Origin of the sequence: Streptomyces longwoodensis (assembly GCF_001514125.1) — a bacterium.
Classification (GTDB): domain Bacteria; phylum Actinomycetota; class Actinomycetes; order Streptomycetales; family Streptomycetaceae; genus Streptomyces; species Streptomyces longwoodensis.
In genome coordinates, this window is record NZ_KQ948555.1 from 65028 (window position 1) to 80627 (window position 15600).

A 15600-nucleotide genomic window follows, 5' to 3' on the forward strand; every position below is an offset into this window, starting at 1 on the left:
TGTTACGGCGCACTTCGGCCGGGCGGTCACACCTCCGCGTAGCTGAGCTGCGGCTTCTCCTCAGCTGCGGTCGCCGTCGCACGCGTAGCGGCGGACGGCTTTCGAAGGTATACGGCCCAGGTGACGGCGAAGCAGGCGGCGTAGAAGGCGAGGAAGGCGACGAACGCGCCGGTGCCGGAGCCGTAGGAGAGGAAGGACTGGCGGAAAGCGAGGTTGATGCCGACGCCGCCGAGCGCGCCGACCGCGCCGATCAGGCCCATGGACGCGCCGGACAGCCGCCGCCCGTACGCCGCGGCCGCCTCGCCCGTCAGGCCCAGGGCGAGGGCCTTGGTGTGGAAGATGCCGGGGATCATCTTGAACGTCGACCCGTTGCCGAGCCCGCTGAGCACGAACAGCACCACGAAGACCGGCACGAACAGCCCCAGCGACTTCTGCTGGCTGGCGTACACCAGGACGGCCGTCGCGGCGCCCATGCCGACGTAGGTGTACAGGCTGATGCGGGCCCCGCCCCAGCGGTCGGCGAGCCGGCCGCCGACGGGGCGGATCAGGGAGCCGAGCAGCGGGCCGATGAAGGTGAGGTACGCGGCCTGCAGCGGCGTGCGGCCGAACTGGTTGGTGAGCACCTGCCCGAAGGCGAAGCTGTAGCCGATGAACGACCCGAACGTCCCCACGTAGAGGAACGACATGATCCAGGTGTGTCCGTCGCGGGCCGCGTCCTTGGCGGCGCCGGTGTCGTTCCTGACCTTCTCCAGGTTGTCCATGAAGCGGAAGGCGAGCAGCGCGGCGAGCAGGATCAGCGGGATGTAGATGCCGAGCAGCACGCGCGGGCCGCCGTTCGCGCCGATGATGGCGAGGGCGATGAGCTGGATGACGGGGACGCCGATGTTGCCGCCGCCGGCGTTCAGGCCGAGCGCCCAGCCCTTCTTGCGCAGCGGGAAGTAGGCGTTGATGTTGGTCATGGAGGAGGCGAAGTTGCCGCCGCCGACCCCGGCCAGCAGGCCGACCAGCAGGAACGTCGAGAAGGACGTCCCGGGTTCCATCACCGCGAAGGCCGCGACGGTGGGCACGAGCAGCAGACCGGCGGAGATGACCGTCCAGTTCCGCCCGCCGAAGACCGCGACGGCGAAGGTGTACGGCACCCGTACGACGGCCCCGACGAGGGTGACCATCGACGTGAGCAGGAACTTGTCGGCGGGGGTCAGCCCGTACTCCGGCCCCATGAAGAGCACCAGCACCGACCACAGGGTCCAGACGGAGAACCCGATGTGCTCGGACAGGACGGAGAAGAAGAGGTTGCGGCGGGCGATCCGCTCACCGGTCGTGTTCCAGAAGACCTCGTCCTCCGGATCCCAGTGCTCGATCCAACGCCCGCCCCTGCGCGGGGCCGTGCCGGGGGCTGTGCTCGGGGCTGTCATGACGCCTCCACGGTGCTGCGGGACTCAGGTGGTGCGGGGGGATGAGCGCTCCTGGGCCCCGAAGGTAGGCACCCCGCGTTTCGCTCCTGTGCCGACGGGTGACCGCGAGGGAACGTTGCTCTCACTCGGGCGGGGGGTGGGGTGAGAGGTGCCGGGGGGTGGGGTGAGAGGTGCCGGTGGGTGGGGGAGGGGCACCGGGCCCGCCCGCCGGGGCGGTTATTGCCTGCCCCCGGGGTTCACCCGGCGGTAGGATCCGCGCGTCGTCGGCCCCGTCGGGGGGTTCGGTGGGGCGGCGGGTCCGGTGGGGGGACTGCGATGGGATTCCGGTTGCGCGTGCTGCGCGCGTTCGTGCTGCTGGCGGGCTTCTTCCTGATGGGGTTCGTGCTGCTGGCGGCCATGGGGGTGCTGGACTGGCTGTTGGTGACACGGGTGTTCGTCGACCGTGCGGAGTGGGCCGCGGCGACGCTCGTGACCGTCACCCTGATGGTGGCCGTGGCGATCCTGCAGGGCATGCTCGCCTTCCTGCGGGCGGGGCGCCTGGAGACGGAACGGCACGCGGTCGCGGTGGGGCCCGACGACCAGCCCGAGCTGTGGGACGTCGTCCGGGCCGCCGCCGCGGCGACGGGGGAGCGGCCGCCCGACGAGCTGTACCTCGACGCGGACGTCAACGCCGGCGTCACCGAGCAGAGCCGCCTGCTGGGCCTGCTGCCCGGTCGGCGCCGCATGTACCTCGGACTGCCGCTGCTCGCCGGCCTGACCGTCCCGCAGCTCCGTGGCGTCCTCGCCCACGAGTTCGGGCACTACGCGCACCTCGACACCCGGCTCGGCGGTGTGATCGTGCGCGGTCGTGCGGCGGTGCTGCACACGGTCGACGTGTTCGGGCGGAACGACACCTGGTTCCACCGTGCCGCGGGCCTGCTGTACGTCACCTACGCCCACCTGTTCCTGCGCACCTCGCAGGCCGTGGGCCGCGAACAGGAACGCGCCGCCGACCGGAGCGCCGCCCGGCACGCGGGGCGGGACGCCACCGCCGCCGCACTGCGCGCGCTGCCGGTCCTGGAAGCTGCGCACGACCACTACCTCACGGCCTACGCCGGAATGGGCGAGCCGGTGGGTGCCCTGCCGCAGCCGGGAGAGGTGTACGGCGGGTTCCGCCGCATGGTCGACGCCCGGTCACCCGAGGGCGTCGCCGAGCTGTCCGCCGGACGGCGCCCGCCGCGCCCGCACCGCTACGACTCCCACCCGCCGATCGCCGAACGGGTCGCCGCGGTCGAGGCGTTGCCCGACGACGGCCGGGCCACCGAACTGGACGACCCGCGGTCCGCGCTCACCCTGCTGCGCCACGCGGAGGAGGTCTTCACGGCGCTGGAGGCGTGCACGCTGCCCGCCGAGGCCGTCGGGTTGCCCCGCATGGACTGGGACGACCTGGTCATGGCCCGGGCCGTCGTCGACGCCGAGCAGTGGGCCCGGCCCTTGCGGGTCGCGGTGGCCAGGGCCGTGCGCGCGGAGGGGGCCGACACCGGCGGCGCACCGGCCGGGCCGGTCGAGGACGACGCGCTGCCCGGTCTGGAGGACGTGCTGGACGCCTTCGACCGCGGCTTGTTGTGGGGGGAGATCGCCGAGCGGATGCCCCGGCCCCACCAGGCGGCACGGCTGACCGGGGCGTCGGCCCGCACCTTCATGCGGCCCCGCGTCTTCGACGGCCTCGCCGGTCTGGTCCACCTGCGTCTCGTCCAGGGCGGGCAGGCCACCCCCGACGTGGCCTGGGCGGGTCGGCCCGGGCTCGCGCTGCCCGACGAGTGGGAGCAGGGCATGGACGACGCCCTCGACGCGGCCGTCGCCGACACCCCGGACTCGGCGCCGCTGCGCGCCCTCCTGGCCGGCGTCGGGTCCGGCTCCACCGCCGACCCGGTGGTCAGTGCCGGCTGACTTCCGTCGCCACAGGGCCCCTCGGCTCCCGCCTCGACACCACCGTCCGCAGCGCGTTCCACGCCACCCACGGGTCCTCGAAGCGCTCCCGCAGGGTGTGCTCGTCTCCTCGCTCATGCCCCCAGCCAATTCCCGCCCCCACCCCCCGGCCCATCGCCCGGACGCGCGCCCGCATACGCGCGTGTCCACCTCCACCCCGCGTGGGACCCGCCCCGCCCGGGGACTTCCGGCCGTACTCCCGGGCGGGCACTGTGAGAGGGGGAACGAAGGACACCGGGGGGAACTGCTCCTACCTAGGCGGTGACAGGCACATGGCACCGGGTACGGCCACGGCCCCGCACGAGCCGCGCTTCGACGCAGGACGTCTCTGTCTCGATCTGCTGGCGACCGCGCACCCCGTCGAACGGCTGCACTCCCTGCCCCCGTTGTACGCCTGGATCACCGCCTCGGGACTCGTCCCGCAGGGCACCCTCCTGCCTGCGGCGGACCTGTCGTGGGTGACGGCGTTCCGGGAACTGCGCGGATGCGTCGGACAGTTGGTCCACGCCTCCCTGACCCCGGACCACCGCGCCCCCGCGGCCCCCGCCCTGTCCCCGGCCCTGGCCCGCCTCAACGACCTCGCCCGCGCCGCCACCCCGGCCCCCCGCGCCATACGGGAGGAAGACGGCACCCTCGTACGGCGGTTGGACGCTGCCCCGGAGTGCGCCGCCCTGCTCGCCGTCGTCGCGCGGGACGCGGTCGAGCTGCTGACCGACCCGGTCGCGCGGGCCGCGCTGCGGCAGTGCGCGGGGGACAACTGCCCGCTGGTGTACGTCGACACCTCCCGCGGCCGCCGCAGACGCTGGTGCTCCAGCGAGGTCTGCGGGAACCGCGAGCGGGTCGCCCGGCACCGCCGGCGCACCGCCGTCACCCGCGGCTGAGAAGCGGAGGGATCGTGTCCGACACGTCGGGCATGCCGTCGATCGGCCGCTTCGTCCCCGCCCGGCCGTCGAGTGATCTCGCTTACACCTCGTTTGCCCCCGGCGTACCGCGGGGAGGGTGCGCGATCTTGTCGGTGTGGCGGATCTGTAAAGAATTGGGTGGGGGAATGTGCGTTCATGTCCCCCTCGTCATGACACCCCGAAGAAATCTGTCGCCCAGGTTTGAACATCCCGCAGCTCACGTCCGTACCGGTGGGGGAGCGACCGACTGGGGGAACCCCCGGACACCGGAGGTGGGCGTGCGCAAGGATGCGGCCGTGGCCAATGAACGTGGATCGAGGGCCCGACATCGCATGTCCCAGCCCTCGGAACCTGACGAGGAGCTGATGCGCGCCCTCTACCGGGAGCACGCCGGCCCCCTCCTTGCGTACGTCCTGCGACTGGTCGCCGGAGACCGGCAGCGCGCCGAGGACGTCGTGCAGGAAACGCTCATCCGTGCCTGGAAGAACGCCGGTCAGCTCAACCGGGCGACCGGATCGGTACGCCCCTGGCTGGTGACGGTCGCGCGCCGCATCGTCATCGACGGCCACCGCAGCCGGCAGGCCCGGCCGCAGGAGGTCGACCCGTCGCCGCTGGAGGTCATCCCCGCGGAGGACGAGATCGACAAGGCGCTGTGGTTGATGACCCTGTCGGACGCGCTGGACGACCTGACCCCGGCCCACCGGGAGGTGCTCGTCGAGACCTATTTCAAGGGGCGTACGGTCAACGAGGCGGCCGAAACCCTGGGCATACCCAGCGGCACCGTCCGCTCCCGGGTGTTCTACGCCCTGCGGTCGATGAAGCTGGCACTGGAGGAGCGGGGGGTGACGGCGTGATGAGCATGTACGGGGGATACGGCACAGGTGGTTCGGGTATGTCTGGTCCCATGCAGGGATCGATGCACGGATCTCCGAGTCCGAGCGAGCACGAGACCGTCGGCGCCTACGCCCTCGGGATCCTCGACGACGCCGAGGCAACCGCTTTCGAGGCCCACCTCGCCGGCTGCGAGTGGTGCGCCCAGCAGCTCGACGAGCTGGCCGGGATGGAGCCGATGCTCGCCGCGCTCGCGGACCTGCCCGGGACCGGCACGCCGGCGATCGGCGAGTCCCTGTCCGCACGGCCCAGCCCACGGCTGGCGGAGCGGCTGGTCGACGAGGTGGCCGAGCGGCGCGCCCAGAAGCGCCGGCGCTCCTTCTACATGGTCGCGGCCGCGGCGGCGCTGATCGTCGGCGGCCCGCTCACCGCGGTCGCGGTGACCGGCGGCGACGAGGGCGGCGGCAAGGCGCCCGTGGCGAGCGCGAGCAACCCGGCGCGGTCGGTGTTCAACACGCTCAGTGACAAGCTGACCGCCACCGACGCGGGCACCAAGGTCACCGGGACCGTGGCGCTCCAGGACAAGGCGTGGGGCACCGAGACCGTCGTCGAACTGAAGAACGTCACCGGGCCGCAGAAGTGCTCGCTCATCGCCGTCGGCAAGAACGGCGAGCGCGAGACCGCCTCGTCCTGGTCGGTGCCCGAGTGGGGCTACGGCATCCCCAACGCCAAGACCGACCAGGCCAAGCAGCCGCTGTACGTCCAGGGCGGCGTGTCGATGCCGGTGAACGACATCGACCACTTCGAGGTCATGACCTTCGACGGCAAGAAGCTCCTCGAGATCGACGCGTAGCTTCCGCGCACCGGCCCCCTTCGCGTACGGTTGACGGCTGCCCAGCACGTCAGAAGGGGGCCCGGTGGCCGCTCAGGCTCAGCAGGACAACGCGGTCGACTCGGTCCGGGGCGAGCACGACTCCGTGCGCGACCGAGAGATCCGCGGGGAACAGGAACACCTGGACCGGGTGTACCGGCGGCTCGAGGAGAAGATCCACGAGGCCGAGTTCCTCATGAACGACGCGGCGCAGCGCGGCCAGGTCGGCACGCCCGGCGCGCTCGCCGAGCGGGACGCCCAGGTCTTCCGCGCCGGCATCCACCTCAACCGGCTCAACAACGAGTTCGAGGACTTCCTCTTCGGCCGGATCGACCTGCTGCCGGGCAAGGACGGCAAGAAGGGTCCGGACGGCGCCTACACCGCCGTCGAGCCGGCCGAGGGCGCGGTACGGCCCGACGGCACCGCCGACATCGCCGAGACCCTGCACATCGGCCGGATCGGCGTCCTCGACCAGGACTACGCCCCGCTGGTCATCGACTGGCGGGCCCCGGCCGCCGCGCCGTTCTACCGGTCCACGCCCGTGGACCCCGGCCGGGTCGTGCGCCGCCGGGTCATCCGCTCCAAGGGCCGCCGCGTCCTCGGCGTCGAGGACGACCTCATGCGGCCCGAGCTGACCGCCTCCCTCGACGGCCGGGAGCTGCCCGTCATCGGCGACGGCGCCCTGATGGCCGCCCTCGGGCAGGCCCGCGGCCACACCATGCGCGACATCGTGGCCTCCATCCAGGCCGAGCAGGACCTGGTCATCCGGGCCCCCGCCGCGTCCGTGACGTACGTCGAGGGCGGCCCCGGCACCGGCAAGACGGCCGTCGCGCTGCACCGCGCCGCCTACCTGCTCTACCAGGACCGGCGCCGGTACTCGGGCGGCATCCTGATCGTGTCGCCGACGCCCCTGCTGGTCGCCTACACCGAGGGCGTCCTGCCCTCCCTCGGCGAGGAGGGCCAGGTCGCGATCCGCGCGATCGGCTCGCTGGCCGTGGACGCCGTGGGCGCCGAGGCCACGCTGTACGACTCGCCCGCAGTGGCCCGCGCCAAGGGCTCGTCGCGGATGCTGAAGGTGCTGCGCAAGGCGGCGCGGGGAGCGCTGGAGCTGGGCCGCGGCGCCGGCGCGCCCGCCGGTCAGCTCACCTTCGACGGGGGCGACGCGGCCGGCACGCCGGGCGCCCCCGCCGGTCCGCCCACCCGGCTGCGGGTCGTCGCCTTCGGGCGGCGCCTCGAACTGGACGCCGCCGCGCTGGACCGCGTCCGCCGCACGGCCCTCGGCGGCACCGCCCCGGTCAACCTGCTGCGCCCGCGCGCCCGCAAGCTGCTGCTCGACGCGCTGTGGGAGCAGTCGGGGGCCGCCGGCCGGCAGACCGACCCGGAGCTGGCCGCCGAGCTGCGCTCCTCCTTCGACGACGACATCACCTCCGAGGACTCCTTCACCGGGTTCCTGGACGCCTGGTGGCCGGAACTGACCCCCCGGGGCGTGCTGGCCGCCATGGCCGACGAGCGCCGCCTGGGCCGCTGGGCGCGCCGGGTCCTCAACCCCGGCGAGGTCCGCAAGGTCGCCCGGTCGCTGAGGCGGGACGGGTACTCCGTGCACGACATCGCCCTGCTCGACGAGCTCCAGGCGGTGCTCGGCGTCCCGGCGCGCCCGCGCAGGAAGCGCGAACTGGACCCGCTGGACCAGCTCACCGGCCTGGAGGAGCTGATGCCGGTGCGCGAGGAGTCGCAGCGCGAGCGGGCCGAGCGGCTGGCCCAGGAGCGCACCGAGTACGCCCACGTGATCGTGGACGAGGCGCAGGACCTCACGCCGATGCAGTGGCGCATGGTCGGCCGCCGCGGCCGGCACGCCACCTGGACGGTCGTCGGCGACCCGGCGCAATCCTCCTGGTCCGATCCGGACGAGGCGGCCGCGGCCCGCGACGAGGCCCTGGGCACCCGGCCCCGGCGCCGCTTCCGGCTGACGGTGAACTACCGCAACCCGGCCGAGATCGCCGAGCTGGCCGCGAAGGTGCTGGCGCTGGCCATGCCGGGCGCCGAGTCGCCGTCGGCGGTCCGTTCGACGGGCGTGGTGCCGCGCTTCGCGGTCGTGCGGGAGGCGCTGGGCGCGACCGTGCGGGCCGAGGCCGAGCGGCTGCTGGAGCGGGTCGAGGGCACGGTCGGCGTGGTCGTCGCCATGAACCGGCGCGAGGAGGCCCGGCGCTGGCTGGCCGGGCTCGGCGACCGGGTGGTGGCGCTCGGCAGCCTGGAGGCCAAGGGCCTGGAGTACGACGCGACGGTGGTCGTCTCGCCCGCGGAGATCGCGGACGAGTCCCCGGCGGGCCTGCGGGTGCTGTACGTCGCGCTGACCCGGGCCACCCAGCAGCTCACGGTCGTCTCGGGGGACCGGGACGAACCGGACGTACAGGGTGTTCCGGACCTGCTGAGGGACTGACGCCAGTGGTCCGTCCCGACTGTTTCCGGTGAACCTCGCCGACGGGAATGGGTGTGCGGCATCCGTTTGTTAGCCTGGGTGTGGCACCGGCCCGATCCAAGCCCCCGGGCCCAACCTTCGTCGCTACGAGCGACCACTTGCCGCGAGGCGAGCATGGCGGGTCGGTGCCACTTGACCGTCGAGAGACCCACGTCCTTGGTGACGTGGGTCTCTTTCTTTTGGCCGAGCGCGCCCCGTACCCTCTCGCATGGTGGAATACTTTTTCCGATCCGACCGGTCGTGCGCCGCGCCCCGTGAACAAAACGTCCGCAACCCGGGGCGGCTACCCCGTACTCAGGGGTAGGTGCGACGATCGGACGGCACAACTTCGCGACACGGTGAAAGCAGAGGAAGTCGGCCATGGCAACGGCGCCCAGCGTCTCCTACTCGATGACGATCCGGCTGGAGGTCCCCGCGAGCGGGACCGCCGTCTCGCAGCTCACCAACGCCGTGGAGTCCTCCGGAGGCTCGGTGACCGGCCTCGACGTGACCGCGTCCGGCCACGAGAAGCTCCGCATCGACGTCACCATCGCGGCCACCTCGACCGGCCACGCCGACGAGATCGTCGAGAAGCTGCGCGGCATCGAGGGCGTCACCCTCGGCAAGGTCTCGGACCGTACGTTCCTGATGCACCTCGGCGGCAAGATCGAGATGCAGTCCAAGCACCCCATCCGCAACCGTGACGACCTCTCCATGGTCTACACGCCCGGTGTGGCCCGCGTCTGCATGGCGATCGCCGAGAACCCCGAGGACGCCCGCCGGCTGACCATCAAGCGCAACTCCGTTGCGGTCGTGACGGACGGCTCCGCCGTGCTGGGCCTGGGCAACATCGGCCCCAAGGCCGCGCTGCCCGTGATGGAGGGCAAGGCCGCCCTGTTCAAGCGGTTCGCCGGCATCGACGCCTGGCCGCTGTGCCTGGACACCCAGGACACCGACGCGATCGTGGAGATCGTCAAGGCGATCGCCCCCGGCTTCGCCGGCATCAACCTCGAGGACATCTCCGCGCCCCGCTGCTTCGAGATCGAGGCCCGGCTGCGCGAGGCCCTCGACATCCCCGTCTTCCACGACGACCAGCACGGCACCGCGATCGTCGTCCTCGCCGCCCTGACCAACGCGCTGCGCGTGGTCGGCAAGGGCATCGGGGACGTGCGGGTCGTCATGTCCGGCGCGGGCGCGGCCGGCACGGCCATCCTCAAGCTGCTGCTCGCCGCGGGCGTGAAGAACGCCGTCGTCGCCGACATCCACGGCGTCGTGCACACCGGCCGCGCGGACCTGGTGGACGCCCCGGCCGACTCGGCGCTGCGCTGGATCGCCGACAACACCAACCCGGAGAACCTCACCGGCACCCTCAAGGAGGCCGTGCGCGGCGCCGACGTCTTCATCGGCGTCTCCGCCCCGAACGTCCTGGACGGCGACGACGTGGCCGCCATGGCCGACGGCGCGATCGTCTTCGCGCTCGCGAACCCCGACCCCGAGGTGGACCCGGCGGTCGCCCGGCAGACGGCGGCCGTGGTGGCCACCGGCCGCTCGGACTTCCCGAACCAGATCAACAACGTGCTGGTCTTCCCGGGCGTCTTCCGCGGCCTGCTGGACGCGCAGTCCCGCACCGTCAACACCGAGATGATGCTCGCGGCCGCGAAGGCCCTGGCGGACGTGGTCACCGAGGACGAGCTGAACCCGAACTACATCGTCCCCAGCGTCTTCAACGACAAGGTCGCGGGCGCGGTCGCCGGCGCGGTGCGCGAGGCGGCGAAGGCGGCGGGCGCGACGGCGTAGGCGCCCGGCGCACCGGTACGGCCCGCGCGCCCTGGCCAGGCTGTGGAGCCCGGCCCTCCGCACTACCGCCGCGGGGGGCGTACGGTACATACGGGTCGCGGAGGATCCGGGCAGGTGTGAGCACCGCCACGGTCCCCCGCACCGGCGCGTCGTGGAACCACCTGGGCTCGGACGCCCTCTAGGGTGGCGGCCGGGCCGGCGCCCTTCGTGTGACTCCCCAGGGTGTTCTCACGACTCCTACGGGTGCCGGATTGGCTTTACCGCCGCAGGTGGGGGCAGGATGCGTCCCTGGGCGCGAGCGCATCGGCATCGCAGTGCCTCGTGTGCGGCTCCGCCGCGTGGCACGCCCCAACGGCAAGAAAGACACGGGAGTAACAACATGAACCGCAGTGAGCTGGTGGCCGCGCTGGCCGACCGCGCCGAGGTGACCCGCAAGGACGCCGACGCCGTCCTGGCCGCGTTCGCCGAGGTCGTCGGCGACATCGTCTCCAAGGGCGACGAGAAGGTCACCATCCCCGGCTTCCTGACCTTCGAGCGCACCCACCGTGCCGCTCGCACCGCGCGCAACCCGCAGACCGGCGACCCGATCCAGATCCCGGCCGGCTACAGCGTGAAGGTCTCCGCGGGCTCGAAGCTGAAGGAAGCCGCGAAGGGCAAGTGAGCCGCGCCCCCTCAGGGGGGTGTCGCACGGCACGCCGATGGGGCGGTCACCCGAGTCCGGGTGCCGCCCCTTCGCCGTACGCGCGTGCCCACACGAGGACGCCGACCCGGCGGGTGAGCGCCCTCGCGTGGACCGCTAGCCGAGCGCCTTGCCGGGCAGCTCGACCTTCGCGCCGAGCTCCACGAGCTTGTCCATGAAGTTCTCGTAGCCGCGGTTGATCAGGTCGATGCCGTGGACCCGGGACGTGCCCTGCGCAGCGAGGGCGGCGATGAGGTACGAGAAGCCGCCGCGCAGGTCGGGGATGACCAGGTCGGCGCCCTGCAGCCGGGTCGGTCCGGAGACGACCGCCGAGTGCAGGAAGTTGCGCTGGCCGAAGCGGCAGTCGGAGCCGCCCAGGCACTCGCGGTAGAGCTGGATGTGCGCGCCCATCTGGTTGAGCGCGGAGGTGAAGCCCAGCCGGGACTCGTAGACCGTCTCGTGGACGATGGACAGTCCCGTGGCCTGGGTGAGCGCCACGACCAGCGGCTGCTGCCAGTCGGTCTGGAAGCCGGGGTGCACGTCCGTCTCCAGCGCGATCGACTTCAGCTGGCCGCCGGGGTGCCAGAAGCGGATGCCCTCGTCGTCGATCTCGAAGGCACCGCCCACCTTCCGGTAGGTGTTGAGGAACGTCATCATCGAGCGCTGCTGCGCGCCGCGGACGTAGATGTTGCCCTCGGTCGCCAGCGCCGCGGACGCCCAGGAGGCGGCCTCCAGGCGGTCCGACAGGGCGCGGTGGGTGTAGCCGCCGAGCTTGTCGACACCGGTGATGCGGATGGTCCGGTCGGTGTCCATCGCGATGATCGCGCCCATCTTCTGCAGCACGCAGATGAGGTCCTCGATCTCGGGCTCGACCGCCGCGTTGGACAGCACGGTGACGCCCTCGGCCAGCACGGCCGTCAGCAGCACCTGCTCGGTCGCGCCGACGGACGGGTACGGCAGCCGGATCTTCGTGCCGCGCAGGCCCTTGGGGGCCTCCAGGTACTGCCCGTCGGCCCGCTTCTCGATGACCGCGCCGAACTGCCGCAGCACGTCGAAGTGGAAGTCGATGGGCCGGCCGCCGATGTCGCAGCCGCCGAGACCGGGGATGAAGGCGTGCCCGAGGCGGTGCAGCAGCGGGCCGCAGAACAGGATCGGGATGCGGCTCGACCCGGCGTGGGCATCGATGTCGGCGACGTTCGCGCTCTCGACGTAGGTCGGGTCGAGGACCAGCTCGCCCGGTTCCTCGCCCGGACGGACCGTCACGCCGTGCAGCTGGAGCAGCCCGCGCACGACGCGCACGTCACGGATGTCCGGGACGTTGCGCAGCCGGCTCGGCGCGCTGCCCAGCAGGGCGGCCACCATGGCCTTCGGTACGAGGTTCTTCGCACCGCGGACACGGATCTCGCCCTCCAGCGGGGTCCCGCCGTGGACAAGCAGTACGTCATCAGCGCCGTTGACGGTCATGAATCTCGCGTTCCGTGGAGTGGGGCAAGGGCCAGAGGAGACAGAGTAATCGCCGTGCACCCCCCTGCCGTAAGCCCGAGGACCGCCCAGTCACGTCATGGCTGTGTCACAACACGAACGGTTCCGCGGCGGGCACGTGCGGTCACCGGTGCCGGTGTGCGCCCGCGGGTGCGCTCGTGAGCCCTGACCTGCCTTCACCCCCGTGCCCGCATTGCCTCCCCATGCGGCGGGAAGATGCGGGATCATGTCTGGCATGACCGAGGTGTCCTCGCTCACAGGGCGGCTGCTCGTGGCCACCCCCGCCCTGGCGGACCCGAACTTCGACCGCGCGGTGGTGCTGCTCCTCGACCACGACGAGGAGGGCTCCCTCGGTGTGGTCCTCAACCGCCCGACGCCGGTCGGCGTGGGCGACATCCTCGAAGGCTGGGCCGAACTCACGGGCGAACCCGGCGTCGTCTTCCAGGGCGGCCCGGTGTCCCTCGACTCGGCCCTCGGCGTGGCGGTGATCCCCGGCGGGTCCTCCGGCGACGGTGTCCCCCTCGGCTGGCGGCGCGTGCACGGCGCGATCGGGCTCGTCGACCTGGAGGCCCCGCCGGAGCTGCTCGCCTCGGCCCTCGGCTCCCTGCGCATCTTCGCCGGGTACGCCGGCTGGGGCCCGGGACAGCTGGAGGACGAGCTGGCCGAGGGCGCCTGGTACGTCGTCGAGTCCGAACCCGGTGACGTGTCCTCGCCGGTCCCCGAGAGGCTGTGGCGGGAAGTGCTGCGCCGCCAGCGCAACGAGCTGGCGATGGTGGCCACGTACCCGGACGACCCGTCGCTCAACTGATGCCCGGCCGCTTCAGTACTCTTGGCCGTATGAGCACTCTCGAGCCCGAGCGCGGAACCGGTACGGGGACCCTCGTCGAGCCGACGCCGCAGGTGTCGCACGGTGACGGCGACCACGAGCGCTTCGCCCACTACGTCCAGAAGGACAAGATCATGGCGAGCGCCCTCGACGGCACCCCCGTCGTGGCGCTGTGCGGCAAGGTCTGGGTGCCGGGCCGCGATCCCAAGAAGTACCCGGTGTGCCCCATGTGCAAGGAGATCTACGAGTCCATGGGCGCCGGCGGCAACGACGGCCAGGGCGGCGGCGACGGCAAGAGCTGACCCCGGCCCCGCGGACCGGTTCCCGCTCGGCATCCGGTGCGACGGTGTTCGTCGGTCCCCCGTTCGACGGCAGGCCCCCGAGGTGCGTGGACGCGCGCCCCGGGGGCCTTCGTGTGCCGGTGGGGAGCCGGCCGGACTTCCGCCAGTGGTCGAGACCTCTTGTGGGCCGGTCCCGGACGTCCTAGCCTCCCGTTGTGCAGAGCGAAACCGACATTGCGCAGCCTGCAACGTCCCTCCTTCCGGCGCCGCGCGCCGTCGAGGGCCCGATGCGGTGCGGGCTGGACCTGGACGACTCCACGACCTTGTGGGCGGCCCCCGGCACCGAGTCGACCGAGCGCTGGCTGCGGGCCACCCTCGGCGCCGCCCTGGGCCTGCCGCTGCGGCCCGGCGCACCGGACGTTCCGGGCGGTGTGCGGCTGGTCCTGGACGACACCCTGGGCGCCGAGGCGTACCGGCTGGACGTCGTCGCCACCCGGGGCGTGGAGATCCGGGGCGGTGACCCGGCCGGCGTCTTCTGGGGCGCCCAGACCCTGCGCCAGCTCCTCGGCCCCGACGCCTTCCGGCGGGCACCCGTGCGCCCGGGGACCCGGCAGGGCCTGCCGCACCTGCGCGTCGAGGACGCCCCCCGCTTCCCCTGGCGCGGGGTGCTGCTCGACGTCGCCCGGCACTTCCTGCCCAAGGACGGCGTCCTGCGCCAGCTCGACCTGATGGCCGCGCACAAACTGAACGTGCTGCACCTGCACCTGACGGACGACCAGGGCTGGCGGGTGGAGATCCGGCGCCACCCGCGGCTCACCGAGGTCGGGTCCTGGCGGGCGCGCACCAAACTCGGCCACCGCGCCTCGCCGTTGTGGGACGAGCGGCCGCACGGCGGCTTCTACACCCAGGACGACCTCCGCGAGATCGTCGCCTACGCCGCCGAGCGGCACATCACGGTCGTCCCGGAGATCGACGTACCGGGGCACTCGCAGGCCGCGATCGCCGCGTACCCCGAACTCGGCAACACCGACATCGTCGACACCACCGCCCTCTCCGTCTGGGACACCTGGGGGGTCAACCCCAACGTACTGGCCCCCACCGACACCACCTTGCGGTTCTTCGAGGGAGTGTTCGAGGAGATCCTGGAACTGTTCCCGGCGGACGCCGCCCGCTTCTCGGCGTTCGTGCACATCGGCGGCGACGAGTGCCCCAAGGACCAGTGGCGCGCCTCGCCCGCCGCGCAGGCCCGCATCGCGGAGCTGGGGCTCGCCGACGAGGACGCCCTGCAGTCGTGGTTCGTACGGCACTTCGATTCCTGGCTGGCCGCGCGCGGGCGGCGCCTGATCGGCTGGGACGAGATCCTGGAGGGCGGCCTGGCGCCCGGCGCGGCCGTGTCGTCCTGGCGCGGCTACGCGGGCGGGATCGCCGCCGCACGGGCCGGCCACGACGTCGTCATGTGCCCCGAGCAGCAGGTGTACCTGGACCACCGGCAGGCGCCCGGCGAGGACGAGCCGGTGCCGATCGGGTACGTGCGCACCCTGGAGGACGTCTACCGCTTCGAGCCCGTGCCGCCCGACCTGACGGGGGACCAGGCCCGCCACGTGCTGGGCGCGCAGGCCAACGTGTGGACCGAGGTGATGGAGGACCAGGCGCGCGTGGACTACCAGCAGTTCCCGCGCCTCGCGGCCTTCGCCGAGGTGGCCTGGAGCGACCTTCCGGCGCCCGCGGAACGGGACGTCGCGGACTTCGAGCGGCGGATGACCGCCCACTACGCCCGCCTCGACGCCCTGGGCGTGGCCTACCGTCCGCCGGCCGGACCCCGGCCCTGGCAGCGCCGCCCGGGCATCCTGGGCCGCCCGCTGGACGGGCCGCCGCCGCACCGGTAGGGCCCGGGCCGAAATCCCGCCAGGATCACCGGAGAGGGGCAATTCACGCCCATCGGCGATGCCGTGTGAAATCGGGTCATCCTGCTGATGAGGTGGGCGAATGCCTCCTAGCGGACCCCCGTCTTCGGGTGCCGCGAAGATGTGCCAGAGTTGCCACGTCCGCCCTGTCAGCACGTACCGTACGGCAACACAGGTGGGACCAGGTGG

The 15600-nt window shown here is 72.6% G+C and carries 12 protein-coding genes; 10 read left to right on the top strand and 2 right to left on the bottom strand.

Annotated features, from left to right (window positions below; genetic code table 11):
* Nucleotides 1–26 precede the first annotated feature (26 nt).
* Entirely contained in the window at nt 27–1415 is a 1389-nt protein-coding gene (locus tag AQJ30_RS20135) for a nitrate/nitrite transporter (RefSeq protein WP_067235931.1), read from the bottom strand.
* A gap of 315 nt (nt 1416–1730) precedes the next feature.
* Here AQJ30_RS20135 and AQJ30_RS20140 point away from each other — a divergent pair, with 315 nt between their 5' ends.
* From AQJ30_RS20140 to AQJ30_RS20175, 7 genes are all read left to right on the top strand, one after another.
* Complete coding sequence (locus AQJ30_RS20140) at nt 1731–3344, top strand: M48 family metallopeptidase (RefSeq protein ID WP_067235934.1); 1614 nt, start codon at nt 1731–1733, stop codon at nt 3342–3344.
* Between the two features lie 311 nt (nt 3345–3655).
* Entirely contained in the window at nt 3656–4264 is a 609-nt protein-coding gene (locus AQJ30_RS20150) for a CGNR zinc finger domain-containing protein (protein ID WP_067235940.1), read from the top strand.
* Nucleotides 4265–4617: 353 nt separating this feature from the next.
* Nucleotides 4618–5139: a sigma-70 family RNA polymerase sigma factor gene (locus AQJ30_RS20155; RefSeq protein ID WP_010039908.1), complete on the top strand. Its 522-nt coding sequence runs from the start codon at nt 4618–4620 to the stop codon at nt 5137–5139.
* A gap of 50 nt (nt 5140–5189) precedes the next feature.
* Entirely contained in the window at nt 5190–5969 is a 780-nt protein-coding gene (locus AQJ30_RS20160; RefSeq protein WP_079084159.1) for an anti-sigma factor family protein, read from the top strand.
* A gap of 64 nt (nt 5970–6033) precedes the next feature.
* Nucleotides 6034–8424: a HelD family protein gene (locus AQJ30_RS20165; RefSeq protein ID WP_067235945.1), complete on the top strand. Its 2391-nt coding sequence runs from the start codon at nt 6034–6036 to the stop codon at nt 8422–8424.
* Between the two features lie 399 nt (nt 8425–8823).
* Entirely contained in the window at nt 8824–10239 is a 1416-nt protein-coding gene (locus AQJ30_RS20170) for an NAD-dependent malic enzyme (protein WP_067235948.1), read from the top strand.
* A 379-nt stretch (nt 10240–10618) separates the two neighbouring features.
* Complete coding sequence (locus AQJ30_RS20175; protein ID WP_004000874.1) at nt 10619–10900, top strand: HU family DNA-binding protein; 282 nt, start codon at nt 10619–10621, stop codon at nt 10898–10900.
* A gap of 135 nt (nt 10901–11035) precedes the next feature.
* Here the strand turns inward: AQJ30_RS20175 and murA are convergent, their stop codons facing one another.
* On the bottom strand, nt 11036–12382 hold the full coding sequence (gene murA, locus AQJ30_RS20180; RefSeq protein ID WP_067235950.1) for a UDP-N-acetylglucosamine 1-carboxyvinyltransferase: 1347 nt from the start codon (nt 12380–12382) through the stop codon (nt 11036–11038).
* A 253-nt stretch (nt 12383–12635) separates the two neighbouring features.
* Between murA and AQJ30_RS20185 the strand changes: the two genes are divergently transcribed.
* The 3 genes from AQJ30_RS20185 to AQJ30_RS20195 all read left to right on the top strand — a co-directional run bounded on the left by AQJ30_RS20185 (nt 12636) and on the right by AQJ30_RS20195 (nt 15393).
* On the top strand, nt 12636–13208 hold the full coding sequence (locus AQJ30_RS20185) for a YqgE/AlgH family protein (protein ID WP_067235953.1): 573 nt from the start codon (nt 12636–12638) through the stop codon (nt 13206–13208).
* A gap of 29 nt (nt 13209–13237) precedes the next feature.
* Nucleotides 13238–13528: a DUF3039 domain-containing protein gene (locus AQJ30_RS20190; RefSeq protein ID WP_067235956.1), complete on the top strand. Its 291-nt coding sequence runs from the start codon at nt 13238–13240 to the stop codon at nt 13526–13528.
* Nucleotides 13529–13722: 194 nt separating this feature from the next.
* Entirely contained in the window at nt 13723–15393 is a 1671-nt protein-coding gene (locus tag AQJ30_RS20195; protein ID WP_281200947.1) for a beta-N-acetylhexosaminidase, read from the top strand.
* Nucleotides 15394–15600: the final 207 nt, after the last annotated feature.

Excerpts from the sequence above, each read along its gene's own strand:
- AQJ30_RS20135 (WP_067235931.1), bottom strand. The coding sequence starts at position 1,415 with ATGACAGCCCCGAGCACAGCCCCCGGCACGGCCCCGCGCAGGGGCGGG.
- AQJ30_RS20140 (WP_067235934.1), top strand. The coding sequence starts at position 1,731 with ATGGGATTCCGGTTGCGCGTGCTGCGCGCGTTCGTGCTGCTGGCGGGC.
- AQJ30_RS20150 (WP_067235940.1), top strand. The coding sequence starts at position 3,656 with ATGGCACCGGGTACGGCCACGGCCCCGCACGAGCCGCGCTTCGACGCA.
- AQJ30_RS20155 (WP_010039908.1), top strand. The coding sequence starts at position 4,618 with ATGTCCCAGCCCTCGGAACCTGACGAGGAGCTGATGCGCGCCCTCTAC.
- AQJ30_RS20160 (WP_079084159.1), top strand. The coding sequence starts at position 5,190 with ATGCAGGGATCGATGCACGGATCTCCGAGTCCGAGCGAGCACGAGACC.
- AQJ30_RS20170 (WP_067235948.1), top strand. The coding sequence starts at position 8,824 with ATGGCAACGGCGCCCAGCGTCTCCTACTCGATGACGATCCGGCTGGAG.
- AQJ30_RS20175 (WP_004000874.1), top strand. The coding sequence starts at position 10,619 with ATGAACCGCAGTGAGCTGGTGGCCGCGCTGGCCGACCGCGCCGAGGTG.
- murA (WP_067235950.1), bottom strand. The coding sequence starts at position 12,382 with ATGACCGTCAACGGCGCTGATGACGTACTGCTTGTCCACGGCGGGACC.
- AQJ30_RS20185 (WP_067235953.1), top strand. The coding sequence starts at position 12,636 with ATGACCGAGGTGTCCTCGCTCACAGGGCGGCTGCTCGTGGCCACCCCC.
- AQJ30_RS20190 (WP_067235956.1), top strand. The coding sequence starts at position 13,238 with ATGAGCACTCTCGAGCCCGAGCGCGGAACCGGTACGGGGACCCTCGTC.